The sequence below is a fragment of the Thauera aminoaromatica genome (genome assembly GCF_000021765.1).
Lineage (GTDB): Bacteria > Pseudomonadota > Gammaproteobacteria > Burkholderiales > Rhodocyclaceae > Thauera > Thauera aminoaromatica.
In genome coordinates this window covers 1,792,214-1,816,779 of record NC_011662.2, presented here as the reverse complement: position 1 = coordinate 1,816,779, position 24,566 = coordinate 1,792,214, and the positions used below count along the sequence as shown (strand labels likewise).

The 24,566-nt window shown below is 68.9% G+C and carries 22 protein-coding genes, 1 tRNA gene and 1 pseudogene; 11 read left to right on the top strand and 13 right to left on the bottom strand.

The genetic code is table 11. The features are described from left to right. Both TMZ1T_RS08005 and TMZ1T_RS08000 read left to right on the top strand, forming a co-directional pair. The gene (locus TMZ1T_RS08005; RefSeq protein WP_012585108.1) at nt 1-1,215 is read left to right on the top strand and encodes an ABC transporter permease; all 1,215 of its coding nucleotides are present in this window, start codon (nt 1-3) and stop codon (nt 1,213-1,215) included. Nucleotides 1,216-1,217: 2 nt separating this feature from the next. Continuing rightward, nucleotides 1,218-1,958, top strand: a complete 741-nt coding sequence (locus TMZ1T_RS08000; RefSeq protein ID WP_012585107.1) for a PEP-CTERM/exosortase system-associated acyltransferase — start codon at nt 1,218-1,220, stop codon at nt 1,956-1,958. 113 nt (nt 1,959-2,071) lie between these two features. On the opposite strand, the gene TMZ1T_RS07995 is transcribed toward TMZ1T_RS08000, so the two are convergent. After that, nucleotides 2,072-2,722, bottom strand: coding sequence for a PEP-CTERM sorting domain-containing protein (locus tag TMZ1T_RS07995; RefSeq protein ID WP_187283030.1), 651 nt, complete (start codon nt 2,720-2,722; stop codon nt 2,072-2,074). A 69-nt stretch (nt 2,723-2,791) separates the two neighbouring features. Between TMZ1T_RS07995 and tnpA the strand changes: the two genes are divergently transcribed. The 3 genes from tnpA to tnpC are packed head-to-tail and all read left to right on the top strand — an operon-like array spanning nt 2,792 to nt 5,236. Beyond that, nucleotides 2,792-3,109: an IS66 family insertion sequence element accessory protein TnpA gene (gene tnpA / locus TMZ1T_RS07990; RefSeq protein WP_012584785.1), complete on the top strand. Its 318-nt coding sequence runs from the start codon at nt 2,792-2,794 to the stop codon at nt 3,107-3,109. After that, the gene (tnpB, locus tag TMZ1T_RS07985; RefSeq protein WP_012584784.1) at nt 3,109-3,468 is read left to right on the top strand and encodes an IS66 family insertion sequence element accessory protein TnpB; all 360 of its coding nucleotides are present in this window, start codon (nt 3,109-3,111) and stop codon (nt 3,466-3,468) included. Before tnpA ends, tnpB begins: the two co-directional genes overlap by 1 nt. 22 nt (nt 3,469-3,490) lie before the next feature. Then, nucleotides 3,491-5,236 (top strand): IS66 family transposase, encoded by a 1,746-nt coding sequence (gene tnpC / locus TMZ1T_RS07980; RefSeq protein ID WP_012584783.1) that lies wholly within the window; start codon nt 3,491-3,493, stop codon nt 5,234-5,236. Here the strand turns inward: tnpC and TMZ1T_RS21305 are convergent. The 4 genes from TMZ1T_RS21305 to TMZ1T_RS07965 form a co-directional block, all read right to left on the bottom strand. Beyond that, the gene (locus TMZ1T_RS21305; protein WP_012585105.1) at nt 5,226-5,363 is read right to left on the bottom strand and encodes a hypothetical protein; all 138 of its coding nucleotides are present in this window, start codon (nt 5,361-5,363) and stop codon (nt 5,226-5,228) included. The genes tnpC and TMZ1T_RS21305 overlap by 11 nt on opposite strands. Nucleotides 5,364-5,608: 245 nt before the next feature. Beyond that, nucleotides 5,609-7,501 carry a propionate--CoA ligase gene (locus tag TMZ1T_RS07975; protein WP_012585104.1) on the bottom strand — a complete coding sequence of 631 codons (1,893 nt, stop codon included), beginning with the start codon at nt 7,499-7,501 and terminating at the stop codon, nt 5,609-5,611. 136 nt (nt 7,502-7,637) lie between these two features. Next, a complete protein-coding gene (locus TMZ1T_RS07970; RefSeq protein WP_012585103.1) occupies nt 7,638-8,813 on the bottom strand; it encodes a GGDEF domain-containing response regulator in 1,176 nt (391 codons plus the stop codon). 13 nt (nt 8,814-8,826) lie between these two features. Beyond that, entirely contained in the window at nt 8,827-9,822 is a 996-nt protein-coding gene (locus TMZ1T_RS07965; RefSeq protein ID WP_004308963.1) for an oxidoreductase, read from the bottom strand. 184 nt (nt 9,823-10,006) lie between these two features. On the opposite strand from TMZ1T_RS07965, the gene TMZ1T_RS07960 reads away from it, so the two are divergent. Continuing rightward, the gene (locus tag TMZ1T_RS07960; RefSeq protein ID WP_012585102.1) at nt 10,007-10,870 is read left to right on the top strand and encodes an HDOD domain-containing protein; all 864 of its coding nucleotides are present in this window, start codon (nt 10,007-10,009) and stop codon (nt 10,868-10,870) included. 457 nt (nt 10,871-11,327) lie between these two features. Here the strand turns inward: TMZ1T_RS07960 and TMZ1T_RS21550 are convergent, their stop codons facing one another. Together TMZ1T_RS21550 and TMZ1T_RS07955 are read right to left on the bottom strand one after the other, a co-directional pair. Continuing rightward, the gene (locus tag TMZ1T_RS21550) at nt 11,328-11,456 is read right to left on the bottom strand and encodes a hypothetical protein (RefSeq protein ID WP_012585101.1); all 129 of its coding nucleotides are present in this window, start codon (nt 11,454-11,456) and stop codon (nt 11,328-11,330) included. Next, the gene (locus tag TMZ1T_RS07955; RefSeq protein ID WP_004308961.1) at nt 11,453-12,670 is read right to left on the bottom strand and encodes an MFS transporter; all 1,218 of its coding nucleotides are present in this window, start codon (nt 12,668-12,670) and stop codon (nt 11,453-11,455) included. Before TMZ1T_RS07955 ends, TMZ1T_RS21550 begins: the two co-directional genes overlap by 4 nt. A gap of 110 nt (nt 12,671-12,780) precedes the next feature. Between TMZ1T_RS07955 and TMZ1T_RS07950 the strand changes: the two genes are divergently transcribed. Both TMZ1T_RS07950 and TMZ1T_RS07945 read left to right on the top strand, forming a co-directional pair. Next, nucleotides 12,781-13,356 (top strand): LemA family protein, encoded by a 576-nt coding sequence (locus TMZ1T_RS07950; RefSeq protein ID WP_004308960.1) that lies wholly within the window; start codon nt 12,781-12,783, stop codon nt 13,354-13,356. A gap of 142 nt (nt 13,357-13,498) precedes the next feature. Then, nucleotides 13,499-14,401: a hypothetical protein gene (locus tag TMZ1T_RS07945; protein ID WP_004308959.1), complete on the top strand. Its 903-nt coding sequence runs from the start codon at nt 13,499-13,501 to the stop codon at nt 14,399-14,401. A gap of 50 nt (nt 14,402-14,451) precedes the next feature. Here the strand turns inward: TMZ1T_RS07945 and TMZ1T_RS07940 are convergent, their stop codons facing one another. Together TMZ1T_RS07940 and TMZ1T_RS07935 are read right to left on the bottom strand one after the other, a co-directional pair. Beyond that, nucleotides 14,452-14,886, bottom strand: coding sequence for a hypothetical protein (locus tag TMZ1T_RS07940; RefSeq protein ID WP_012585100.1), 435 nt, complete (start codon nt 14,884-14,886; stop codon nt 14,452-14,454). Nucleotides 14,887-14,932: 46 nt separating this feature from the next. Beyond that, nucleotides 14,933-16,867 (bottom strand): ATP-binding cassette domain-containing protein, encoded by a 1,935-nt coding sequence (locus tag TMZ1T_RS07935; protein ID WP_012585099.1) that lies wholly within the window; start codon nt 16,865-16,867, stop codon nt 14,933-14,935. A 181-nt stretch (nt 16,868-17,048) separates the two neighbouring features. Between TMZ1T_RS07935 and TMZ1T_RS07930 the strand changes: the two genes are divergently transcribed. The 3 genes from TMZ1T_RS07930 to TMZ1T_RS07920 all read left to right on the top strand — a co-directional run bounded on the left by TMZ1T_RS07930 (nt 17,049) and on the right by TMZ1T_RS07920 (nt 19,940). Next, the gene (locus TMZ1T_RS07930; RefSeq protein WP_012585098.1) at nt 17,049-19,088 is read left to right on the top strand and encodes a site-specific recombinase; all 2,040 of its coding nucleotides are present in this window, start codon (nt 17,049-17,051) and stop codon (nt 19,086-19,088) included. Between the two features lie 18 nt (nt 19,089-19,106). After that, a tRNA-Arg gene (locus TMZ1T_RS07925) sits at nt 19,107-19,181 on the top strand. Nucleotides 19,182-19,280: 99 nt separating this feature from the next. Beyond that, nucleotides 19,281-19,940, top strand: a complete 660-nt coding sequence (locus TMZ1T_RS07920; RefSeq protein ID WP_012585097.1) for an HAD family hydrolase — start codon at nt 19,281-19,283, stop codon at nt 19,938-19,940. Between the two features lie 25 nt (nt 19,941-19,965). Here TMZ1T_RS07920 and TMZ1T_RS07915 read toward each other — a convergent pair whose 3' ends face one another. The 4 genes and pseudogenes from TMZ1T_RS07915 to prsT form a co-directional block, all read right to left on the bottom strand. Further along, complete coding sequence (locus TMZ1T_RS07915; RefSeq protein ID WP_004313772.1) at nt 19,966-20,763, bottom strand: S1 family peptidase; 798 nt, start codon at nt 20,761-20,763, stop codon at nt 19,966-19,968. Continuing rightward, nucleotides 20,760-21,725, bottom strand: coding sequence for a lytic transglycosylase domain-containing protein (locus tag TMZ1T_RS07910; RefSeq protein ID WP_012585096.1), 966 nt, complete (start codon nt 21,723-21,725; stop codon nt 20,760-20,762). The genes TMZ1T_RS07915 and TMZ1T_RS07910 overlap by 4 nt, the downstream gene beginning before the upstream one ends. Before the next feature lie 51 nt (nt 21,726-21,776). Continuing rightward, nucleotides 21,777-22,769 carry a tetratricopeptide repeat protein gene (locus tag TMZ1T_RS21545; protein WP_261789185.1) on the bottom strand — a complete coding sequence of 331 codons (993 nt, stop codon included), beginning with the start codon at nt 22,767-22,769 and terminating at the stop codon, nt 21,777-21,779. A gap of 125 nt (nt 22,770-22,894) precedes the next feature. Further along, nucleotides 22,895-24,463: pseudogene (gene prsT, locus TMZ1T_RS21540) on the bottom strand (XrtA/PEP-CTERM system TPR-repeat protein PrsT); the annotation flags it as partial. Between the last annotated feature and the right edge of the window lie 103 nt (nt 24,464-24,566).

Below are 24,566 nucleotides of genomic sequence, written 5' to 3'. Positions count from 1 at the left end.
ATGATCGTCAGACTGGCCCTGCGCAACCTGCTGCGGCAGAAGGTCCGCAGCGCGATGACGCTTGCCGCGATCGTGTTCGGCGTGGCGGGCCTGATCGTGTCGGGCGGATTCATCCAGGACATCTTCCTCCAACTCGGCGAGGCGATCATCCATTCGCAAACCGGCCACGTGCAGGTCTTCCGCCAGGGCTTCATCGAACGCGGCACGCGCCAGCCCGAACGATTCCTGATCGAACGCCCGCGCGAAACCGCAACGAGAATCGAGGCCCTCCCCGAGGTCGACGAGGTCGCGCTGCGCCTGAGCTTCGCCGGGCTGCTGAACAACGGCAAGCGCGACCTCGGCATCGTCGGCGAGGGCATCGAGCCCGGCAAGGAGGCACGACTCGGCAGTTTCCTCCAGATCCTGTCGGGCCGCGCGCTACGCGAGGACGACGTGTTCGCGATGGTCGTCGGCCAGGGCGTCGCCCACTCGCTGAGCCTCGCGGTGGGCGATCGGGTGAACCTCGTCCTGAGCACGGCCGAGGGCGCGATGAACATGCTCGACTTCGAGATCGTCGGCATCTTCCAGAGCTTCTCCAAGGAGTTCGACGCGCGCGCGCTCCGCATACCGCTCGGCGCGGCGCAGGAGTTGCTCTTCACCGACGGCGCCAATCTGCTGGTCGCGACCCTTCACCGCACCGAGGACACCGACCTCGCCCACGCCCGCATCGCGCAGGCGGTCGCCGGCAGCGAGCTCGAGGCCCGGCACTGGCGCATGCTTTCGGATTTCTACGAAAAGACGCTGGCCTTGTACGAACGCCAGTTCGGCGTGCTGCAGGCCATCATCCTGGTGATGGTGCTGCTGTCGGTCGCGAACAGCGTCAATATGACAGCCTTCGAGCGCCTGTCCGAATTCGGCACCCTGCTGGCGCTCGGCAACCGGAATGCCAGCATCTTTCGTCTGATCCTGATCGAGAACATCCTCCTCGGATTGATTGGCGCCGCCCTCGGCACGCTGATCGCGCTGGGCATCGCACTTGCGGTGTCCGCCGTCGGCATCCCGATGCCGCCGCCGCCCAACTCGAACGTGGGCTACACCGCCATGATCCGGATCGTACCGGCGACAATCGCCTCCGCGTTCATGATCGGCCTCCTCGCCACCGCGCTCGCAGCCTTGCTTCCGGCACGGCGGATCTCCCGCATTCCGGTCGTCAGCCTGCTCCGTAACGGAAATTGACCATGAGCTTCCTCGATCGCTTCAACCTCGGTCACGGCTACCGAAAGTACTTCAGCATCCACGCCGCAAACACCGAAGCCTTGCGCGACGAGGTGTTCGGAATCCGGCATGAGGTCTACTGCAAAGACCTCGGCTTCGAGGCGCTCCGTCCTGACGGTCGGGAGCGCGACGAATACGACGAACACAGCGTGCATTGCCTGCTGCGCAGCCGGAACGACCCACAGCCCCCAGTCGGATGCGCGCGCTTGGTGCTCACCCATCCCGACGATCGCAACCAGCCCCTGCCCTTCGAACGCACCTGCGCGACCTCGCTCGACCGTTCGATCATCGACCCCGCATGCCTGCCGCGCGAGCGCATCGCAGAAGTGTCTCGCCTCGCCGTGCGCTCGACCTATCGCCGGCGGAAGACCGATTCGGATTCACGGCTGATCCACGAGGAAGATTTCGGGACCGGCGACCAGCCACGCTTTCCCTACATCCCCATTGCGCTCTACCTCGGGGCGGTGGCGCTGGCCGAACGCAACGGCATCGATACCTTGTTCGTCCTCACCGAGCCACGGCTGGCCACCCATTTCGCCCGCCTCGGCGTCGAGATCCGGCAGATCGGCTCACCCGTCGAGCATCGCGGCACCCGTATCCCGTCGGTGATGGACGTCGGCAGCATCATCTCGGACATGCGCATGCTGCTCAAGCCGATCTGGCGTGCCGTGCGCGAGGACATCGAGCGCAGTAACGGCGGATGACGCGCTCCAAGCCGAGCGAGGGCGGCAAAAGAGACCATAAAAAAACCGGAGGGCATCGCCCTCCGGTTCTTGTTTTCATCGCGTACGCACCGCGCGCACCGGCTGCCGATCGATCACGCGAAGATTCTGCGACGCATCTGCAGGCCGATCCCCAGGAAGCCCAGACCCAACAGGGCGAGCGAGCCCGGCTCGGGAACATTGTTGAAGTTCGCCTTCGACGAGGCCAGGAAGAGCTGCTCGAAGCCGTTGTCGATCTGGAGATTGTTGCAGGTCACCTGGGCGATCCGCGGATCGCAACCCAGCCACAGCTCGAGGTGCATGCTGTAATCGGCCAGGTTCACATTGGGCAAGGCGGCAATCTCGGTCAGGTACTGGTTGAGCAGCGGCACCTCGCCCACGTACGCGACCTGATTGGCCCCGAGGTTGTGGTTGAAGGTTTCGTCTGCCGCAGCGCTGGCGCAACTGACGACTGGATTTCCAGCCACGTCGGTGTCCAGACAAACCTCTCCGCCCGACAGCACGTAGTCGGTCGGGAGGCCGGCAACGGCTGACAAGCCGGGCTGGACCAGATTGTTCGGCGTGGGATTGTAAACCGTCGCGTTGCCGTTAAGCTGGGCTGGCACCAAGGTGCCGTAATTGCGCATTTCGTTGCTCAGATACAGATAGCGACCATAAAGACCGCCACCGCTGTCGGTCAGCCAGAGCTTGGCCCAGATCGCGAGGTTCTGGTCGCTGTTGGTGTCGTTGTTGTGTAAGCGCTCCACGAACCCCATCCTTACGTAGCCCCCGTTGAGCCCTCATGCTTCGGCTTCCGTTTTTCGGGGAGCACGAGCATGTCGGAGCGCAGTACGTTCTGGTTGTCGCACCTGTCGGCAATCGAAGCCGAGGGCATCACCACGAAGGCGTACGCCGAGCGCGAGGGGCTGTCGCCGCAGGCGCTCTACCAGTGGCGCAAGCGCCTGGTGGCCGGTGGCCGTCGTAGCCGCGCCAAGCTTGGCGGATTCGTCCCGATCCAGATCGAACCCTCGATGACGCCCCGCGCGGGCTGCACGGTGGTGATCGACGCGCAGTTGCGGCTCGAATGCGCGATGCTGCCCGGCGTCGACTGGCTGGCCGCGCTGTCGGTGGCCCTTGCCGAGCGGGGGCGCTGATGCACCCGGGGCATTCGATCGGTGCGGTGTATCTGTACCGGCCGGCGATCGACTTTCGCAAATCCATCGGCGGACTGTCGGCACTGGTCGAGCAGGAGCTGGGGCTGAACCCGTTCGGCGACGCACTGTACCTGTTCATCAACCGTCGCCGCGACAAGCTCAAGGCGCTGTACTGGCACCGCAACGGCTTTTGCCTCTGGTACAAGCGGCTCGAAGCCGAGCGCTTCGCCTGGCCGGCGGCCGAGGCGGGCGAGCCCACCTGCGTACTGACGATGAAGGAGCTCGAATGGCTGCTTGAGGGCTTCGATCTGTGGGCGGCAAGGCCGCATAAAACGCTGCAATACCAATCAGTTACGTAGCGTGATCGGGTATAATTCCGGCATGCCGCAACGTACCGCCGCCCCTCGCTCGAACCCTTCCGTTGGCGTGTGCGCATCCGTCCTGGCCGAGCTGTTGCCCGACGATCCAGCAACGCTCAAAGCCTTGTTGCTGGCACAGCAGCGTGCCTTCGAGACGCGTGAAGCCGAACGGCAGGCAGCCTTCGAGGCCCGTGAGGCCGCACTCCAGAAAGTCTTCGATGCGCGGGAGGCTGAACGCCAAAGAGCCTTCGATGCGCGGGAGGCCGAACTGCAAAAGGCCTTCGAGGCACGCATCCTCGAGCTCTACGAGCAGCTTCGCCTGGCGCGTCGGCGCATGTTCGGGCCCAGCAGCGAATCGCACGCGGGCCAGGCCTGGCTCTTCGACGAGGCCGAGGCGCTGGCCGAGTCCGCACCCGAGGCGCTCGACACCGCAACCTTGCCGCCGCCGGCCACCGAGACGACGGGTGAGGCGTCCGCCGACACCGGCAAGAAGAAGGCGCGCGGCAAGCGCAAGCCCTTGCCCATCGAGCTGCCGCGCATCGACGTCGTCCATGACGTCCCCGAGGCCGAGCGCACCTGCGCCTGCGGCACGCCCATGGTCGAGATCGGCCAGGACGTCAGCGAACAGCTCGACATCGTCCCGATGCAGGTGCGTGTGCTGCGCCATATCCGCAAGCGCTACGGCTGCCCCGAGGGCGACCAGGCGCCGGTCACCGCCCGCGCCCCGGCGCAGGTGCTGCCCAAGAGCAACGCCAGCAACGACCTGCTGGCCTTGCTGATCGTCATCAAGTACGTCGATGGGCTGCCGCTGGCGCGTTTCGAGTACGTGCTCGCTCGCGCAGGCGTGCTTGTGCCGCGCCAGACCCTGGCGCGCTGGGTGATCGGTACCGCCCAGGCGCTGCAGCCGCTCGCCAACCTGATGCGCGACGTGCTGCTCGGGCACGACGTCATCCACATGGACGAAACCCCGGTGCAGGTGCTCAAGGAGCCTGGCCGGGCAGCCACGAGCAAGAGCCAGATGTGGGTGCAGCGCGGCGGACCGCCGGGCAAGCCGGTGGTCCTCTTCGAGTACGATCCGAGCCGCGCGCAGGCGGTGCCCTTACGCCTGCTCGAAGGCTGGAAGGGGCATCTGATGGCCGACGGGCTCGAGAGCTACGGCGCAATTGCCTTCACCGAAGGGGTGACCCGGCTCGGTTGCTGGGTGCACGCGCGACGTCGTTTCGTCGATGCCAGCAAGGTGCTGCCTGCCGGCAAGCGCGGCCGCGCCCACGAAGCGCTGGCCCTGATCGGCAAGCTCTACGCCATCGAGAAGGACGCGCGCGAACTGAACGACGCCCAGCGCCTGGCGCTACGCCAGAGCAGAAGCCGCGCCGTCATCGACGAACTGCGCCGTTGGCTCGACCAAGTGCTCCCCACCGTGCCGCCCACCTCGGTGCTCGGGGGTGCCCTGGGCTACCTGCATCGGCAGTGGCCGCGTCTGACGCGCTACCTCGAGCGCGGCGATCTGCCGATCGACAACAACCCCGCCGAAAACGCCATCCGTCCCTTCGTGGTCGGGAGAAAGGCATGGCTCTTCTCGGACACTCAGGCCGGTGCGCGTGCCAGCGCACTCCTCTACTCGCTGGTCGAAACCGCCAAGGCCAACGGCTTCGAGCCGTATCTGTGGCTGCGCCACGTGCTGCGCGCCTTGCCCACCGCGACCAACGTCGAACATTTCGAGGCCCTCCTGCCCTGGAATCTCAAGGCTGAGCAGTTGATCACGGCGTAAAGAGCCCGGGAAGGATGGGATTCGTGGAGCGCTTACCTTCCTTCATCAGCGACTTCATCAGGTCACGGTCGCCCGACACCCACTCTTTCGCCGACAACGACACCGTATTACCCTTGCTCGTGGTCATGGTTTGCCCTCCTCAGGGATCAAGGTCGATCTGCACAATCAACCTCTTACCATGACCACCCCTCTCTGCAAGCCCGTTCGGGCTTTTGCACACTGATCAGAACACTACCTAAAAATTTCCGACACATCGCCTCGCGAACGCCCGCGCCACCTTCCACCGCCACCACAAAAAAACGGGGGCATCGATGCCCCCGTTACCGAAAGATGTGCCCCCGATCGCGTACGCAGCGCCGGGTGCCGGCCGGCTCAGCTCTTCAAGGCCGCCTTGATCTGCTCGAGCGTGCTCGGATCGTCGATCGTGGTCAGGTCGCCGGCGTCGCGCCCCTCGGCCAGCGCCTGGATCGAGCGCCGCAGCATCTTGCCCGAGCGCGTCTTGGGCAGGCCGCCGATGAAGTGCACCCGAGCCGGACGCGCGATCGCGCCGAGGCTCTCGTCGACCTTCTTCATGACCTCCTTCTCGAGCACGGCGCGCTTCTCGGGGGTGTCGACGTCGGCGGCGTTCTTGACCACCGCGAAGGCCATCGGCATCTGGCCCTTGAGCTCGTCGGCCACGCCCACCACCGCCACCTCGGCGATCGCCGGGTGGGTCTGCACCGCTTCCTCGATCTCGCGGGTGCCGAGACGGTGGCCGGCGACGTTGATCACGTCGTCCATGCGGCCGAGGATGGTGTAGTAGCCCTTGTCGTCCTTGATGCCCCAGTCGGACGAGGAATACACCACCGGCTCGGTGAACAGGCTGAAGTAGGTGCTGACGAAGCGCTCGTCCTGGCCCCACACGGTGGACAGGCAGCCCGGCGGCAGCGGCGGCACGATGCCGACGATGCCTTTCTCGTTGGCGCCGCACTCGGTGCCGTCCTCGCGGAAGATGCGCAGGTCGTAGCCATAGACCGGGAAGGCGGGCGAGCCGAGCTTGATCGGGCTGTCTTCCACGCCGCGGCAGATGGCGAGCATCGGCCAGCCGGTCTCGGTCTGCCAGTAATTGTCGATGACCGGGATGCCGAGCTCTTCCATGATCCACTGGTGGCTGGTCTCGTCGAGCGGCTCGCCGGCGAGGAACAGGTGCTTGAGCGAGGACAGGTCGTACTTCTTGAGGAAGGCCGGGTCCTGCTTCTTGAGCACGCGCACCGCGGTGGGCGCGGAGAACATCACCGTGACCTTGTACTTCTCGACGATCTGCCACCAGATGCCGGCGTCGGGGCGCAACGGCGTGCCCTCGTACATGATCGTGGCCATGCCCGCGAGCAGCGGGCCGTAGATGATGTAGCTGTGGCCGACCACCCAGCCGATGTCCGAGGTCGAGAACATGGTCTCGCCCGCGCCGCCGGTGAAGATGTGCTTCATCGACGCGGTCAGGGCCACGGTGTAGCCGCCGGTGTCGCGCTGCACGCCCTTGGGCTTGCCGGTGGTGCCGGAGGTGTACAGGATGTAGCTCGGCTCGGAGGACTCGAGCCACACGACCGGGACCTTGGCGTCCAGGTGCCTGGCACGCAGCTCGGCGTAGTCGACGTCACGGCCTTCCACCTTGGGGAAGCCCTTGTCCAGGCCGCGATCGACGATCAGCACCTTGGCGGGCGGGAATTCGGCGAGCTTGCAGGCTTCATCCACCAGGTGCTTGTAGGGCACCGGCTTGCCGTTGCGCATGCCGGCATCCGAGCTGACCATCAGCACCGGCTTGGCGTCGTCGATGCGGGTGGCGAGCGAGCCGGCCGCGAAACCGCCGAACACCACCGAGTGGATCGCGCCGATGCGCGCGCAGGCCAGCATGGCAAACGCGGCCTCGGCGATCATCGGCATGTAGATCAGCACGCGATCGCCGCGCTTGACGCCGAGCTCCTGGTAGATCGCCGCCATGCGCTCGACCTCGCGCTGCAGCTCCGCGAAGGAATAGACCTTCTCCTCGTCGGTCTCGGTCGAGATATACACCAGCGCACGGTCGTTCGGGCGCGCGGCGGCGTGGCGATCGACGGCGTTGTAGCACAGGTTGGTCTCGCCACCCTTGAACCACTTGACGAACGGCGGCTTGGAATAGTCGCAGATCTTCTCCGCGGGCTTGTTCCAGTGCACGAGCTGCGCCTGCTCGGCCCAAAAGCCGTCGCGGTCTTCGATGGAACGGCGGTGGAACTGCTGGTAATCGGTCATTGCTTCCTCTCCCTTCTGCCTTCAATGATCGTGTTGTCGAACTCGACGTGCCACCGGCAGCGCGGCGCCGGGACAGCGCAGCGAAGCCCGCGGGCACACCTGTTGGGGACGGCCTGCGGGTGCGGCCGCCCTCCACTCATCCGCCCCCGCCCTTGTCGTGGAACTCGCGGAGTCTTGCGAGCGGTAATCCGGATTGAAGCCTGGATTCTAGCAATTCGAGCAGCGGCAGCAGCGCCCCGACGAGCTCGGGCAACTGCCCGGCCACCTCGTCACGCGCGCCGGCGCGCAGCAGGCGCAGCGCGCCATCGACGCTGGGGACGCGCGCAAGCTCGCGTTCGATCGCCGCCGGGTCGACCTCGCCGCCCTCGGCGACGACGCGGTTGCCACCCGCCGTGTGCGCCTGCGTGGCGCGCTCCTGGGCGAGCGTTAGCAGCGCGCCGATGGCCTCGCGACCGTCGGTGACCGCGCTGGCGACGCCGATGCTCAGGGTCACGCGGATGCGCTCGTCGCGGTAGGCCATCACCAGCTTCTCGACGCTGGCGCGCAGGCGCAGCGCGAAGGCGCAGGTGGACACGCGGTCGATGCCCGGCGACAGCAGCGCGAAGCAGGCTTGGCCGTGCTGCGACAAGGTGTCCTCGGCGCGGATGCGCCCGCTCACCAGCTTGCCGAGCTTGCGCAGGATGAGCTGCACCACCTGCACGCCGTAGCGCGTGGCGAGCTCGTCGAACTGGTCGATCTCGATCACCATCGCGCCGATGTCGGCCTGGCGCCGGCGCGCCTCGGCCACGGCCTGGGCGCCGTGATGCTCGAGGTAGGCCTCGGTCGCCAGGCCCGACTCGGGGTCGACCGGGCTCTGGCGCTCGAGCGCAGCGCGGCTGCGCTCGAGTTCGCCCTGCGCCTTGGACAGGCGCAGCAGCGACATCAACGTGGCGAGCAGCTCGACTCCGCCCGTGCCCTTGGTGACGAAGCCGTTGGCGCCGAGGGCGAGCGCGCGCGCGCGCGCGGACTCGTCCTCGTCGCCGGAGATGATCACCACCGGCAGGTCGCGCACCCGCGGCAGCTTCGAGGCACGCAGGCGCCCGAGCAGGCCGTAGCCGTCCAGGCGCGGCATGCCGATGTCGGTGAGCACGATCTCGATCGCCGGATCGACCAGCAGCGCCTCCCAGGCGGCCTCGCCGTCGGGCTCCTCGCGCGCCTCGAAACGACCGCGGATGTGCTTGACGATGGACGCGCGCACCATGCGCGAGTCGTCCACGACGAGGATGCGCGGCAGCCTGCCGTCCCCGTCCGTCGTCAGCGCGCCCGGGTCCATGGCGTTCGTCGGCTCAGGCGCCGATGCGCACGACGGTGCGCCCCTTGACGCGGCCGTGGATGAAGTCGTCGAAGGCGCCCGGCAACGCGTCGAAGTCGATCGTGCGCGTGATCGCGGCGAGGTGGCGCGGCTTGAGGTCGGTGGCCAGGCGCTCCCAAACGCGCTGCCGGGTCGGGAAGCCCATGTAGCCCGAATCCACCCCGAGCAGGCTCACCCCGCGCAGGATGAGCGGGAACACCGTGGTATCGACGTTGAAGCTCGCCGCGTTGCCGATGCTCGCCACCGTGCCGGCCTGCTTCATGGTCGCCAGCACCCAGTGCAGGATCTGCCCGCCGACGTTATCCACCGCGCCGGCCCAGCGCGCCGCCTCGAGCGGTCGCACCTTGTCGAAGTCGATGGAGGAGCGCGGCAGGATCTCCGCCGCGCCGAGCATCTTCAGGTAGTCGGCCTCGGCATCCTTGCCGGTGAGCGCGACCACGTGGTAACCGAGCTGCGCCAGCATGTCGATGGCCAGCGCGCCGACGCCACCCGTGGCGCCGGTGACCACCACCGGCCCGTTGGCCGGGGCGAGGCCGTTGTCCTCCATGCGCACGATGCCGAGCGCGGCGGTGAAGCCCGCGGTGCCCAGCGCCATCGCCTCGAAGAGATCGAGCCCCGCCGGCAAGGGCACGACCCAGCCCGCCGGCACGCGCGCGTACTCGGCATAGCCGCCATGGTGGGCGACCCCGATGTCGAAGCTGGTGGCGATCACCTTGTCGCCCGGCCTGAAGCGCGCATCGGCGCTGTCGACCACTTCGCCGCACAGGTCGATGCCGCCGACGCAGGGGAAGCGACGGATGATCTTGCCGGCGCCGGTCGCAGCGAGCGCGTCCTTGTAGTTGATGCTGGAGTAGTGGACGCGGATCGTCACCTCGCCCGCATCGAGCTGGTCGGCGCTCATCGTGCGCATGCCGCCGACCACCTTGCGGTTCTCGTCCTGGTCGATCACGAAGGCCTTGAAGGGATTCATGCGGAAGTCTCCTGTCGATGTGGCGGCCAGCCTGGAGGCTGCGTTGATTCATAATTATAGCCGCAACTGCGAATCTGCCCGAACACGGCGCGCTCGCCTCAAGTTTGTGCCGCGGCGGCCGTCATCCCGGTTTGATTCCATGCGCCGCACCACCGCCACCCCGACCGCGCCAGAGACCGCGAACATGCCCCTGCTGCCCAGCCCCCTGCCCTCCTCCGCAGCCTACATCGACGCCTTCACCCGCGCCGGACTGCCCGTCCTGCGCCACACCGTACGCGCCTTCGAGGAACTGCGCAGCGCGGATCCTGCGCCGGGCGCACGCGAGATCGCCGCGGTGGTGCTGGCCGATCCGCTGATGACCTTGCGCCTGCTCACGCATCTCGAGGCGAACCGGCGCGCCTCGCAGAACCACGACATCACCACCATCGAGCGCGCGGTGCTGATGCTGGGCGTGGAGCCGTTCTTCGCCACCTTCTGCGATCTTCCCACGGTGGAAGACACCCTCGCGGCGCACCCGAAGGCGCTCGTCGTGGCGCTCAAGCTGATCGCGCGCGCACGCCGGGCAGCCACGCTCGCGCGCGAGTTCGCGACGATGCGGCGCGATCACGAGGTGCAGGAGATCACCGTCGCCACCCTGCTGCGCGAGGCCACGGAGATCGTGTGCGCGATCCACGCCCCCACGCTCACCCTGGAGGCGATCGCACGCCGGCAGGCCGAACCCGCGCGCTCGGCGGCGGAGGTGCAGCGCGAGGTGTTCGGCATCAGCGCAGCGGAGCTCCAGAACGCATTGATCGACGCCTGGCGGCTGCCGGAGCTGCTCGCCGGGCTGCTCGACAGCGGTCACGCCGACAACCCGCGCGTGCGCACGATCACGCTGGCCGCCCGCTTCGCCCGCCACCAGGCGCGCGGATGGACCCATCCGGCGCTGGTGGGCGATCTCGCCGAGCTCGAAGCGCTGCTGCACCAGCCCCGCGAGAGCCTGCTGCAGCGCCTGGGGGTTCCCTCCGAGCTGCGCGCCCGCCTGCTGCCGGACGTGCCGCCGGAGTGAATGCGCAGGGCGGGTTCGGCGCGCCGGGAGTGACGCTTGCAGGACCCCGGCGGCGCCCGCAGCGGCACTGTGGTGATGGACCGACCCGATCGACAGCGGATGCGCGCCGCAGCACGTCCGCTGCCGGAATCGCGACTTGCGTCGCTCCTACGAAAACCGCCGCGGCGCCGAAACCTGCCGAAACCACCGCGGCGACCCGGAGCGACGCAAGTCGCGATCGCCGCCCGCCCGACACCACCGCGGCGCGCCGTAGCGACGCGAGTCGCGATCGGGCGGGAGGGCCGGGATGAGCGGACGGTGCTGGCTCGTGGGCCGTAATCTCGACTCGCGTCGCTCCTGCGAAAAGTAATCTCGACTCGCGTCGCTCCTGCGAAAGGCGGCGCGGCTTCGGGGGCGGTCGAGGCGGTTCGGCGCGCCGTAGGAGCGACGCGAGTCGCGACTGCAGCCGTCCAGACGCTCACCCGCACAGCAGGATCAGGTTGCCGAAATCGAGCAGCAGCGCCGGCTGCTGGTAGGCGGCGAAGAGCAGGCCGAGCGCGAGCGCCCCCAGCACGACGAGCGCCAGCCGCAGCAGGCCCTTCCTCATCGCGCCGCCAGCCTTGCGAGCGGCGCCTCGCGCACCGGCAGCGACAGCGCCGCCGCCATCACCGAGAGCGCGATCGACAGCCACCACGCCATCTCGTACGAGCCGCTGAGGTCGAAGATGCGCCCGCCCAGCCAGGCCCCCAGGAAGCCGCCGATCTGGTGGCCGAGGAAGACGATGCCGTACAGCATGCCGACGTAGCGCAGGCCGAAGATGTGGCCGACCAGGCCGCTGGTGAGCGGCACCGTGCCCAGCCACAGCAGGCCCATCACCGCGGCGAAGACGTAGAGCGTGAGCGGGCTGAGCGGGAACAGCATCAGCGCCAGGATGGCCACGATACGCAACGCGTAGATCCACGCCAGCAGCCACTTCTTGCTGTAGAGGCCGCCCAGCCAGCCCGACAGGAAGGAGCCGAAGATGTTGAACAGCCCGATCATCGCCACCGCGCTCATGCCGATGTTGGCCGACAGACCCATGTCGACCACGTAGGCGGGCAGATGCAGCATGACGAAGGCGGTCTGGAAGCCGCACACGAAGAAGCTCCAGAACAGGAAGTGGAAGCTCGGCGTGCGCATCGCCTCGGCGAGCGCCTGGCGCAGCGACTGTTCGACACCGCCGCCGCGCTCGCTGGTGCCGGTGACCGCGGCGGCGAGCGGGATGATGAAGGCGATGCCCACCGCCATCCACAGCAGCGCGTCCTGCCAGCCGAAGGCGGTGATCAGCCCCTGTCCCACCGGCAGCACCGCGAACTGGCCGAAGCTGCCGCCGGCCGAGGCGATGCCGAGCGCGAGGCTGCGCTTCTCCGGCGCGGCCATGCGCCCGATCACGCCCAGCACCACGCTGAAGGTGGTGCCCGAGAGGCCCATGCCGATCAGCAGGCCGGCGCCGAGGTTGAGGCCGAGCGCGCTGTCGGCGTGAGCCATGATCACCAGGCCCAGGATGTAGAGCAGCGCCCCGCCCACCAGGGTGCGGCCGGCGCCGTGGCGGTCGGCGAAGGCGCCGGCGAAGGGCTGGAACACGCCCCACAGCAGGTTCTGCAGCGCGATCGAGAAGGAGAACAGCTCGCGCGACCAGCCGTGGTCGAGCGTCATCGGCTGCAGGAACAGGCCGCCGGTGTGGCGCACGCCCATGGCCAGCGTGAGGATCAGCGCGCCGCAGGCCATGACGACCGCGGGGCGGCGCAGGAAGACGGGAAGGGAGGAAGACGAGAAGAGCAAAATGGGAATTTCCGCTGCGAGGGAGGCGATTCGCCGCCACCGTGGCATGCGCAACACGTGGCACGAGGGCGCGAGTATAAGATGCGCGCATTCGCAATGGAGTCCCCGCAATGAGCATCGGCAGCGCAGTCCTCCTCGGCCTCGTCGTCCTCACGCTGGTGTACGGCGTGGTGATCTACAACGGCCTGGTGCAGCTCAAGCACAACCTCGCCAAGGCCTGGGCCAACATCGACGTGCTGCTCAAGCAGCGCCACGACGAACTCCCCAAGCTGGTCGAGGTGTGCCGCCAGTACAAGCAGTTCGAGCAGGACACGCTCGCGCGCGTGACCGAGGCGCGCGCGCGCGTCGCCCAGGCGCGCGAGACCCACGACGTGCCCGCGCTCGGTGCCGCCGAGCAGCTGTTGCGCAGCGGGCTGGGGCAGATCTTCGCGGTCGCCGAGGCCTACCCCGAGCTGCGCGCCAACGAGCACTTCATGCAGCTGCAGAGCCGCATCACCGCGCTCGAGAACGCCATCGCCGACCGCCGCGAGTGGTACAACGAGGCGGTCAATGTACACAACGTGCGCATCGAGCAGTTCCCCGACCTGCTGATCGCGCGCCCGCTCGGCTACAGCGAGCAGCCGCTGCTGCAGTTCAGCATCGCTGAGAAGGCGGATGTCGATCTGAAGGCGCTGTTCGGCAGCTGAGCGCGCGTGGCGAGCGCCGCACGATCGGCGTCGCGGACGAACCGGACCGGCGCGGAACCGGCCCCGGGCCCGTCGGCGATCTTGCCGCAGCGCACGCAGGCCCGCTCGCCCCGCCGCGATCGACACCACCCGGTACCCCACCATGCTCGTGCACCTTCGCCACCTGCGGGCAGACCTCGCGTTACCGGCCATCCAGCTCGGCGCGATCGCACTCGCACTGCGCCTGGGCCCCGGCCCGGGCAGCCTGGCCGCGCTCGCGGTGCTGCTCGGCACCGGCCTGCTCGGCACTCTGCGCGCGCTGCGCCACGCGCGCCTGATCGCCGACACCCCGACCGCGCGCATCGTCTCGGCGGCGCAGGGCTACACCGAACTGCGGGGCCGCGGCGCGCCGCTGGACGGCGATCCGCTGCTGTCGCCGGTGAATGCGCTGCCGGTGCTGTGGTACCGCCTGCGCATCGAGCGCCGCCAGCGCAACGGCGAGTGGCGGGTGGTGAGCACGGACACCAGCGCGTCCTCCTTTCTGCTCGACGACGGCAGCGCGCGCTGTGTGGTCGACCCGGAGGGCGCGGAGATGCTGGTGCGGCGACGCGACGTGTTCGTGCGCGACGATCTGCGCTACACGCAATGGTCTCTGATCGAGCACGACAAGCTCTATGTGATCGGCGACTTCGCCACCCTGGGCAGCGCCGACGTGCGCACCGACACCACGACCGAGGTGCGCGAGCTGCTCACCGCCTGGAAGGCCGACCGCCCCGCCCTGCTGCAGCGCTTCGACCTCGACGGCGACGGCGAGATCGACCTGCGCGAGTGGGAGCTCGCCCGCGCCCAGGCGCGTCGCGAGGTGCGCCAGCGCCAGGCCGAGGCGCTCGCCGCGCCGGAGCTGCACCTGATGCGCCCGCCGAGCGGCGGCCGCCTGTACCTGATCTCGGACCTCGACCCCGAGCGCATCGGTCGCCAGTACCGCTGGATCGCCGCCTTCCACGCCGCGGTCTTCCTCGGCGCCAGCGCGGCGACGGCGTGGTTCGGGCAGATCGGCGTGTTCTAGCGCGGGCCGCAGAAGTCGCGGCGCCCTTGCCCGGCACGGTGGACGGTTCGTCACCGTGGATCGCGACTTGCGTCGCTCCTACGGCGCGGCTCCGCAAGCGCGGCGGTCTTCGTGGCGCCGGTTTCGTAGGAGCGACGCAAGTCGCGATCACGGCGCGGCTCCGTCAGCGCGGCGGTCTTCGCGGCGCCGGTTCCGTAGGAGCGACGCAAGTCGCGATTACGGCGCGGCTCCGTCAGCGCGGCCGTCTTCGCGGCGCCGGTGTCGTAGGAGCGACGCAAGTCGCGATCACGGCGCGGCTCCGCAAGCGCGGCGGTCTTCGCGGCGCCGGGTTCGTAGGAGCGACGCAAGTCGCGATTACGGCGCGGCTCCGCAAGCGCGGCGGTCTTCGTGGCGCCAGTTCCGTAGGAGCGACGCAAGTCGCGATTACGGCGCGGCTCCGCAAGCGCGGCGGTCTTCGCGGCGCCGGTTTCGTAGGAGCGACGCAAGTCGCGATTACGGCGCGGGTCATCCGCGCCGCGGCCCGCCTGGCGCTCAACCTGCCGCGCGCGACTCGAGCTCTTCCCAGCGCAGCATCGCGGTCTCGATCTCGCCGTCCAGCGCCTCCATCCGCGCCTTGATCTGCGCGACCTCCTGCGGGGCGTTCTGGTACAGCGCCGGGTCGGCCATGCGCGCGTGCAACGCGGTCTGCTCGTCCTCGAGCGCGGCGATGCGCTCGGGCAAGGCCTCGAGCTCGCGCTTTTCGTTGAAGGACAGCTTGGTCGGGCGGTTCGCGGCCTTGGGCTCGGCGGCGCGCGCCTTGTCCGCGGGCGGAGCGCTGCGCCTGACGCTCTCGCGCGCCGTCGCCTCGCGCGCGGCAGCCTCCTCGGCACGCCGTGCCTGAACGCGCTGCCAGTCGCCGTAGCCGCCGGCGTATTCGCTCCAACGCCCGTCGCCCTCGGCGGCGATCACCTGGGTGACCACGTTGTCGAGGAAGGCGCGGTCGTGGCTGACGAGGAAGAGCGTGCCGTCGTAGCCGGCAAGCAGCTCCTCCAGCAGGTCGAGGGTCTCGATGTCGAGGTCGTTGGTGGGCTCGTCGAGCACCAGCACGTTGGCCGGGCGGGCGAACAGACGCGCCAGCAGCAGGCGGTTGCGCTCGCCGCCGGAGAGCGACTTGACCGGTGAGCGCGCGCGCTGCGGCGCGAACAGGAAGTCGCCGAGGTAGCCGATGACGTGCTTCTTCTCGCCGCCGATCTCGACGAAATCCGAGCCCGGGCTGATGACCTCGGTGAGCGGCAGCTCGGGGTCGAGCTGGGCGCGCAGCTGGTCGAAATAGGCCACCGTCTGCCGGGTGCCGCGGCGCACCGTGCCCGCGTCGGGCTCGACCTCGCCGAGGATGAGCTTCAACAGCGTGGTCTTGCCGGCGCCGTTGGGGCCGATGAAGCCGATGCGATCGCCGCGCAGGATGCGGGTGGAGAAATCGCGCACCACCACCTTGTCGCCGTAGCGCTTGGAGACGTCGGTGAGCTCCGCGACCATCTGGCCGCTCTTGTCGCCGGTGTCGACCGCCAGGCTGACGTCGCCGAGGCGGTCGCGACGCGCGGCGCGCGCGTTGCGCAGGGCCTCGAGCCGACGCACGCGGCCTTCGTTGCGGGTGCGCCGGGCCTCCACGCCCTTGCGGATCCACACCTCCTCCTGGGCGAGGAACTTGTCGAAGCGCGCGGCGGCCTTCTCCTCGGCTTCGAGCTCTTCCGCCTTGCGGCGCTGGTAGTCGGAGAAGCGCCCCGGGTAGCTCGCCAGCCGGCCGCGGTCGAGCTCGATGATGCGGGTGGCGACGTTGTCGAGGAAGACGCGGTCGTGGGTGATGACGATGACGGCACCGCGGAAGTCGCGGATCAGCCCTTCGAGCCACAGGATGCCGTCGAGGTCGAGGTGGTTGGTGGGTTCGTCGAGCAGCAGCAGGTCGGGCTCGGCGACCAGCGCGCGCGCCAGCGCCACACGCTTGACGCCGCCGCCGGAGAGGCTGGAAACCTTTGCCGCCGGGTCGAGTCCGAGTCGGGCGACCACCTGCTCGACGCGCTGGTTGAGCCGCCAGCCGCCCGCGGCCTCGACCGCATGCTGCAGGGCGTCCAGCCGGGCCATGGCCTCGGGGCTGGCGTGCTCGGCGACCTCCAGCATGGCAGCATGGTAGTCGACGAGCAGGCGGGCGGCGGCGCCCAGGCCGTCGGCGATGGTCTCGAAGACGTCGCGCCCGAGCTCGAAATCCGGCTCCTGCGGCACGTATGCCGCGACCATTTCAGCCTGCCGCCACACTGTGCCATCATCGAGCGCTGCCTGGCCGGCGAGCGCGCGCAGGAGGCTGGACTTGCCCGAGCCGTTGCGCCCGATGAGCGCCACGCGCTCCCCGGCGTCGAGCTGGAAGCTCACGTGATCGAGCAGGTCGACGTGACCGAAGGCGAGGCAGGCGTTATCTACGGCGAGGAGCGGCATCTTGGCGGGCACGGCGCGCGGGCCGCGGGTCGGATCGGGGTGGCGATTCTAGCCCCGCGCTGGCGGCTCCGGCGGAATCCCGCATAATGCAGTGCACAAAACCGCCGCGCGGCGACCCGGTTCAGCGCGCGACGGTCGCGCCTGGCGCGGCCGCGAGGCGGATACGGAACACGGGAAACGAATGGAAAAACTGCTCGAACGCTTCGGCCAGCCGGACCAGGATCCGGTCCGGCTGTGGTCCGCACTGGTCGACAAGCTGCGCCCCGCGCGCCCGACCGACACCGACCAGGCCACCGGGAACCTGCGCGAACTCGGCAACCTGCTCGCGCGCCGGCCCGATCTGCTGGCGAACCTGCGCACGGCGGTGCTGGAGCTCTTCGCCGAGCGCAAGCAGGTGACGATGTACGTCTCCTCCGGCCTCCTGCCCTCGACCGGGTTCTTCTCCGAGACCTCGCGCAGGTTCGGCAGCCGCATGCTGCCCGAGCTGCTCGACACCACCCACCTCAAGGACCTCCTCTCCGCGGTCTTCCACCGCGTGGATGACGAAGTCTGGGTGCGCGCCATCGCGGACGAGGCCTGGCAGGACTTCCTCCGCCTGCTGGTCGGACACCAGACCCCGATGTTCGAGGAAGACGCCAGCCCGCTGCCGAGCGCGGTGGGCGAGATCCTCGAGTCGCTGCGCGTGCTCTCCTTCCACGTCTCGGCGATCGGGCTCGACCGCGAGCTGGTGCGCATCGATCCCCACCTCGAGGAGCACGAATCCCCCTTCCTCGCGCAGAACGCCGAGCTGCTCGCCTACATCGGCCACTACAAGGCGTGGTGGACCACCCCGGGCGCCCTGATCGCCGACGACAAGCACCTCACCGTGATGCTGCACCAGTGCGACGAGGTGCTGCAGCGGGTGCGCAAGCGCGCGATGCGGGTGGGCACCAGCCTGACGCTGACCTTCAAGCTCGAGCGCCTGCGCCAGCACCTGGAGCGCATCCACGAGCTCATCGCGCTGCTCGGCGAGCTGCGCATCCGGCGCGTGGTCGAGGACGCCGCGCCCCGCATCGTGCGCTTGTTCAAGACCCTGGTGCGCGCCGAGTGCCGCAAGAACATCCTCTCCGACTACTGGGGCCAGAACGTCGAGCTGCTGTCGCTGCGCATGACCGAGAGCGCGAGCCGCACCGGCGAGCACTACATCACCAGTTCGCGCAGCGAGTATTTCGGGCTGTTCGCATCGGCCGCGCTCGGCGGGCTGATCATCGCCTTCATGGCTGGCAACAAGGTCGTGCTCGGCAGCCAGGGCATGGCCCCGCTCAACGAGCTGCTGTCCTTCTGCCTCAACTACGGACTGGGCTTCGCGCTGATCCACATGCTAGGCGGCACGGTCGCCACCAAGCAGCCGGCGATGACCGCAAACGCGATCGCCGCCTCGATCGGCGAGGCCAGGGGCAAGACGCGCGACCTGGAGGCGCTCGCCGACCTGATCGTGCGCACGATCCGCAGCCAGATCGGTGCCATCCTCGGCAACATCGGGGTGGCGATCCCGGTGGCGATCGGCGTGGGCGTGCTGATCCACTTCGCCACCGGCAGCCATTTCATCAGCCCGGAGAAGGCGCACTCATTGCTGGCCGAGATCCATCCACTCGGCGGCGCGCTGTTCTTCGCCGCGATCGCGGGCGTGTGCCTGTTCATGTCGGGGCTGATCGCCGCCTATTACGACAACCTCTCGGCCTACAACCGCATCCCGCAGCGGCTCACCCAGCTGCGCGGCCTGCGCCGCCTGCTCGGCGAGCGCCGCCTGCGCAAGCTCGCGGACTACGTCGAGCAGAACATCGGTGCCCTCGTCGGCAACTTCTTCTTCGGTTTCCTGCTCGGCGGCGCCACCGGCCTGGGAGTACTGTTCGGCCTGCCGATCGACATCCGCCACATCGCCTTCTCGTCGGCCTACCTCGGCTACGCCGCGGCGGCGCTCGACTTCTCGATCCCGCTGACGACCGCGGCGATCGCCTTCGCCGGCGTGCTGCTGATCGGCCTCACCAACCTGACGGTGAGCTTCGCGCTGACGCTGAGCGTGGCGATGCGCGCACGCCGCATCACCTTCGCGCAGAGCCGCTCGCTCGGCGGCCTGCTGCTGCGCCGCCTGCTGCGCACGCCCCATGCCTTCCTGTTCCCGCCGCGCACAGACCAAGGCGTGGATCAAAGCGCGCTTGGTCCGACGCCGCCGAACGGCTAGAATGCGCGTCCCCGAGTCCTCGTCATAGTTCAATGGATAGAACGGGCGCCTCCTAAGCGCCAGATCCAGGTTCGATTCCTGGTGACGGGACCACTCATTCGCGTTTTCGGTGTTTTAAACGGTTGGTCGCGGCTTGCTCGGCAGGCGCTCGATTCGGGGACCGGAGGCGTGCTTCCCGATCGCACGAGCCCGATGCCCCGCTACTCCCAGGTGCTGTTCGACCTCGACGGCACCCTGATCGACTCCGCCCCCGCCATCCTCGCGAGCTACCGCGACGCCTTCGCCAGCACGGGTCACCAGCCGGTGATCGCGATCGACGCGGGCATCGTCGGCCCGCCGCTGCTCGAGACCCTGCGCATGCTCGCCGGGACCACCGACATCGGGGTGATCGACGCGCTCGCAGCCGGCTTCAAGGCGAGCTACGACAGCCGCGGCTACCGCCAGACCGCGGCCTACGCCGGCGTCGACGCTATGCTGCGCCGCCTCGGCGCGGCCGGCTGCACGCTCTCGATCGCGACCAACAAGCGCCTGCTGCCGACACGACTGATCCTCGAGCACCTGGGCTGGAGCGGGTATTTCGCCGCGGTGTATGCGCTCGACCTGTTCGAGCCACGCCTGCCCGACAAGGCCTCGATGATCGCGCGCCTGCTGCAGGATCGCGGCATCGCCCGTGGCGATGCGGTCTATGTGGGCGACCGCAGCGAGGACGGCGAATCGGCCGACGCCAACCAGCTGGCCTTCATCGCCGCGACCTGGGGCTATGGCAGCCTCGAAGCGGGCGAGATGGCGCCGCACTGGCGCGCGGTGACCAGCCCGGCGGCGCTCGTCGACGCGATTCTGGGCGACGCCTGACGCTTGCGGGCATGCTCGTGCGCGCCTAGTTCCGGCCGGCGATCAGGCGCTGCAGGTACTCGACGGGGATGGCGTAGCTGATGCCCGACGGATCGGCGAGCACCTTTTCCTTGGTCGACTTCACGAACACCATGTTGAGCACGCCGATCACCTCGCCACTGGCGGGATCGTAGAGCGGGCTGCCACTGTTGCCCGGATAGGCGGTGGCGTCGAGCTGGTAGACGCGGAACGGATCGGTGGCGAGACGCCGGATGAGCGCCGGGTTGAGATCGCGAGAATTGGCCTGAGGAATCGCGATCGGCGTGATCGCCGAGACGATGCCGCGGTGCGTCACCGGGGTCATGCCGAGCACGGCACCGATCGGGAAGCCGGTGAAGGCGACCTCCTGGCCCTCGACCACGCCGCCCCCGCCGGCGAGACGAAGCGCAGGCAGCGGCGGCCCGCCTTCGAGCCGGAGCAAGGCGAGATCCTGCGCGCGCTCCGTGGCCACCACCTTCACCGGTCGCACCGCTCCGGTGAGGTCGTCGCCCGGAAGCACGATGACGAGCGCCTCCATCTTCGCGCCGTCGATCTCGTCAGGCAGGACATGGGCGTTGGTGGCGACCAGCATGCCGTCGCCGACCGCAAAGCCGGTACCACGGAACTGGAAGGCCGGGCTGCGTGTACGCTGATAGGTACCGACGGCGACGACCGAGGGCTTGACGCGCGCCAGCGTGGACGCCAGCTCGGCACGTGCGATCGGGGCCAGGGCGAGCGCGGCGGGAAGGGCGAGCGCGCAGGCCAGCAGCCGACGCCGCGCACGCGTCTCCGGGCGGGGATTCATGACTCGTGTTCCTCTTCCAGAGCGAGGCGGAGCTTGCGCAACATCGGGCTGGGGGGGACCACGCGGCTGTCGTAGGGATGGCGATCCTGACCGACGTGACGCAGGATGCGCTCCACGTAGGCACGCGTCTCGCGATACGGCGGCACCCCCCGATAGCGGTCCACCGCACCCTCTCCGGCGTTGTAGGCCGCTGCGGCGAGCGCGATGTCGCCCTCGAAATAGGCCAGCAGCCAGCGCAGGTAGGCGAGGCCGCCACGGATGTTCTGCTCGGGATCGTAGGGCTTGCCGACATTGAAGCGCTCGGCCGTGGCGGGGATGAGCTGCATGACGCCCATCGCGTTCTTGGGCGAGAGCGCGTCGGGGTTCAGGGCCGACTCGGTCAGCCCGATCGCGAGGGCGAACTCGGGGCGCACGCCGTACTTGGGGGCCAGCTCGGCGAGCATGCGCGCAACCGCCTGACGCACCGGCGGCAGGCGCGCGATCAGCGCCTCGACCGGCCAGCGCTGCACGATCTGGGTCGAAGGCGTGTGCAGGCAGTCCGGTACGTCACCGGTGTATTCGCCGGTGTACCGCAACATGCGCTGCGCATGTTCATCGCCTTTCGCGGCCGCCATCGCGAAGAGCGTGCCGGCGTAGGCGTCGTTGCGCTCGACGCCACGGCCGTTGGCGTACATCCAGCCAAGCGCGTACATGCCCTCGCTGTCGCCGAGGCGCGCGGACTCGCAGTAGAGCAAGGCCGCATACGACTGGTCGCGCGGCACGCCCTCGCCGTGTTCGTAGGCCAGCGCCTCGGTGGCGAGATAGCGGGCCTGCTCGGCGAGCGCACGCTCGAACGCGCCCTCACCGGCCGCGGCGCAAACGGTCGAGGCCAGCGCGACCGCCAACCCCAGCAGCCGTGGAAGGCGCCGGAGGCGTGGCCGCGCAATCCTGCCGACCGGGACCGGGCAACTTGTCTTGTCCATGACTCTTTATCGCACACGCCACGCTGGATCGCCACCCCTGGGATCGGGGGATCAGAGCGACGCTTGCAGCGCACGCGCCTCCTGATGCATCGGGGTCCCCTCCTGCAGGCGCGGCATCAGCGCATCGAGCTGGCTGCGCGCCTCGTCCTTGCGTCCGGCCTTGGCGAGCGCCTTCACGAGGTTCAGCTGCAGCGGCAGCAAGTCGGGACCGATCGACACCGCGCGCCGCAGGTTGGCCAGGCCGGCATCGACCGCCCCGCTGGCGACCTGGATGGTGCCCACGGTATCGATGATCGCCGGGTTGTCCGGGGCGAGGCGCAGAGCCTGCTCGGCATACTCCAGCGCCTTCGGGTCCTTCGCTTCGTTGGCGGCCCAGGCCAGATTGTTCAGGATGATCGGGTTCTGCGGCGCCATCTCGGCCATGCGCGCAAAGATCCTGGCCGCATCCGCATACCGTTTCTCGCTCAGGGCCAGTTCGCCAAGATGGCCACGCAGCACGAGATCCGTCGGATTCGCCTTCAGCCACCCCTCGGACATGCGATTCGCATCGGCCCTGCGGTCTGCGCGGAGAAGGGCCGAATGCAGGCGTACCGCAGCCGTGCCTCCACCCTTGCGCTCGAGCGCCTTGCGATAAGCCTCCGCGGCATCGGGCCACTGGCTGCCCACCGCATGCACGTCGCCCTCGAGCAGGTAGCCTGCAGGAAGCTCGGGCTGCCGCGACTGGGCCTCGCGGGCAAGACGCAACGCACCCTGCGGGTCCTTGCGCTGCAGCGCCAGGGCGATCAGGCGCTGGCGGACGTCCATGGAGTCGGGGGCGATCCCCAAGGCCTTGCGCAAGGCCTGCTCCGCCGCCTGTCCGTCCATCAGTGCACGATGCATGTCCGCCAGCGCAACGAGCGGAAGCGGCGACTCGGGCAATAGCCCGACCAGCCGATTGAGCGCGGAAATCGCTTGCTGGCTGTCCCCCGCGGCGAACTGCGCGCGCGCGAGCGCCTCGATCGCGCGCGGATCGTTCGGATGCGCGGTCGCGAGCTTCTGCGCCACCCGCAGTGCTTCCGCAGGCTGCCCTTCGGAGAGATGGTGCTGGATGGTTGCCAGACCGACGACCGGGCCCCGGGCGAGACGGCCTCGGCACGCTCCAGCGTTCCGAGCACCTCGATCGGCGCGGCGCCGGTGAGACGCTGCATCTCGGCGAAGGTCAGCAAGGCCTCGACACTCCTGGGGTCGCGATCGACCACCGCCTTGATGCGCCCGATGGCCATCTCGGGACGGCGCTCGGCCAGATCGAGCCGCGCCAGGCTGACCGCGGCGGAGAGATAGGTGGGCTGCTTCGCGAGTGCCTTCTCGAACGCTGCACGCGCAGCAGGAATGTTGCGCGTGGCCAGCATCAGCCCGCCACGAAGATTGTGCACGAGCGCATTGTCCGGCTGCTTGCGCTCGAGTTCGGCCTGTGCGGCGAGCGCCTTTTTCGCGTCGCCCCTGCGCAGATGCCCGACGACGAGGGCTAGATCGGCCTGGATGCCGCCCTCATCCATCCGGGAGGCTTCCTCGAGTTCGGTGAAGCCGGCATCCGCGTCGCCGACGGCCATGCGCGCGACCCCAAGGCGCGTTCGCGCACGCACGTCCGCCGGTGCTGCCTTCGCCGCCCGTTCGAAATAGTCCTCGGCACGCTCGAAATCCCCATTGGCGATGTACACCTGCCCTGCCAGGCCGAGCAGGCGGGCACTCGGCTGCGGAACCTGGAGCGCGGGCTGGACGAGCTCGAGCGCACGCTTCGACTCGCCGGTGGCGAGGTGCGAGGCCACCAACGCCTGGCGAGCGACGAGATTTCCCGGCGCGGCCTGGAGAACCCGGTCGAGATGGGCACGCGCGATCTCGTGATCGTTCAGCCGCAAATGCACGACGCCTGCGAGCAGTTCGGCGACGAGCAGCCCGGGCGACTCCTTGAGCACCTGCATGAGCGCGTCGCGGGCTTCCACGAGGCGATTCTCGCGGTAATCCCGCAGCGCTAGGAGGTAACGCGTGAAGGGGTGCCTGCCCACCGCCGACTTCATCGCGTCGAGGGCGGCATCGGCCTCGGCGATGGCGTTCTGGCGAAGCAGAAGGGTGACGAGCGCGTAATGGTTGGCCACCGTCCCCGGTTGCAGACGCACGGCCTCGCGCAAGGCGGCGAGCCCCTGCGACAGATCGCCGCGGGCAACGAGCAGGTCGCCGAGCAGCGCATGCGCATCGGCGACCTGCGGCGCGCGTGCGATGACCTCCCGTACGGCCTCTTCCGCTGCCTTCAGATCACCCTTGATCGCCGCGGTGCGTGCGAATCCGATCCGCGCCCCGTGCTCGTCGGCGTTCGCCCCGAGCGCCTGGAGATAGGCCGCCTGCGCCTTGTCGATCTCCCGCCGCGCCAGATGCGCATCGCCCAGCGCAGCCTGGACGATGGCGATCGTCGCGGGCGCGGTCACCCGAGGATCGCCGAACTCCGCGAGAAGCCGGTCGAACTCGCCCGCCCGCACCAGCGCCGGCGCAAGTTCGGCGGCGACCGCGTCGCGCGGGTAGCCGAGTTCGAGCGCCCGCTCGAGCTCCTTGACCGCGCCAGCGACGTTGCCCTGACGCAGGTTGACCCGCCCGAGGAGAAAACGCGCCTCGGCGAGATTGGCGTTTTCCTGCAGGGCATTCTTGAGCTGGATGCCGGCCGCGTCGAAGTCCTGCTTCTCCAGAAAGGACTTCGCCGAGGCGAGCATCTGCTCGGGCGTCTCGCCACAACCGACAAGAACGAGCGCCGAGAACGCGGCGACGGCGATGCCCCGAATGGGCCGGGACCAGCGCGGGTGGTGACGGACGGTG

Excerpts from the sequence above, each read along its gene's own strand:
- tnpB (WP_012584784.1), top strand. The coding sequence starts at position 3,109 with ATGCACCCGGGGCATTCGATCGGTGCGGTGTATCTGTACCGGCCGGCG.
- TMZ1T_RS07910 (WP_012585096.1), bottom strand. The coding sequence starts at position 21,725 with ATGGACAAGACAAGTTGCCCGGTCCCGGTCGGCAGGATTGCGCGGCCA.
- TMZ1T_RS07975 (WP_012585104.1), bottom strand. The coding sequence starts at position 7,501 with ATGACCGATTACCAGCAGTTCCACCGCCGTTCCATCGAAGACCGCGAC.
- TMZ1T_RS07950 (WP_004308960.1), top strand. The coding sequence starts at position 12,781 with ATGAGCATCGGCAGCGCAGTCCTCCTCGGCCTCGTCGTCCTCACGCTG.
- TMZ1T_RS07930 (WP_012585098.1), top strand. The coding sequence starts at position 17,049 with ATGGAAAAACTGCTCGAACGCTTCGGCCAGCCGGACCAGGATCCGGTC.
- tnpA (WP_012584785.1), top strand. The coding sequence starts at position 2,792 with ATGTCGGAGCGCAGTACGTTCTGGTTGTCGCACCTGTCGGCAATCGAA.
- TMZ1T_RS08005 (WP_012585108.1), top strand. The coding sequence starts at position 1 with ATGATCGTCAGACTGGCCCTGCGCAACCTGCTGCGGCAGAAGGTCCGC.
- tnpC (WP_012584783.1), top strand. The coding sequence starts at position 3,491 with ATGCCGCAACGTACCGCCGCCCCTCGCTCGAACCCTTCCGTTGGCGTG.
- TMZ1T_RS07945 (WP_004308959.1), top strand. The coding sequence starts at position 13,499 with ATGCTCGTGCACCTTCGCCACCTGCGGGCAGACCTCGCGTTACCGGCC.
- TMZ1T_RS08000 (WP_012585107.1), top strand. The coding sequence starts at position 1,218 with ATGAGCTTCCTCGATCGCTTCAACCTCGGTCACGGCTACCGAAAGTAC.
- TMZ1T_RS07965 (WP_004308963.1), bottom strand. The coding sequence starts at position 9,822 with ATGAATCCCTTCAAGGCCTTCGTGATCGACCAGGACGAGAACCGCAAG.
- TMZ1T_RS07935 (WP_012585099.1), bottom strand. The coding sequence starts at position 16,867 with ATGCCGCTCCTCGCCGTAGATAACGCCTGCCTCGCCTTCGGTCACGTC.
- TMZ1T_RS07970 (WP_012585103.1), bottom strand. The coding sequence starts at position 8,813 with ATGGACCCGGGCGCGCTGACGACGGACGGGGACGGCAGGCTGCCGCGC.
- TMZ1T_RS07960 (WP_012585102.1), top strand. The coding sequence starts at position 10,007 with ATGCCCCTGCTGCCCAGCCCCCTGCCCTCCTCCGCAGCCTACATCGAC.
- TMZ1T_RS07920 (WP_012585097.1), top strand. The coding sequence starts at position 19,281 with ATGCCCCGCTACTCCCAGGTGCTGTTCGACCTCGACGGCACCCTGATC.
- TMZ1T_RS21305 (WP_012585105.1), bottom strand. The coding sequence starts at position 5,363 with ATGACCACGAGCAAGGGTAATACGGTGTCGTTGTCGGCGAAAGAGTGG.
- TMZ1T_RS21550 (WP_012585101.1), bottom strand. The coding sequence starts at position 11,456 with ATGAGGAAGGGCCTGCTGCGGCTGGCGCTCGTCGTGCTGGGGGCGCTC.
- TMZ1T_RS07915 (WP_004313772.1), bottom strand. The coding sequence starts at position 20,763 with ATGAATCCCCGCCCGGAGACGCGTGCGCGGCGTCGGCTGCTGGCCTGC.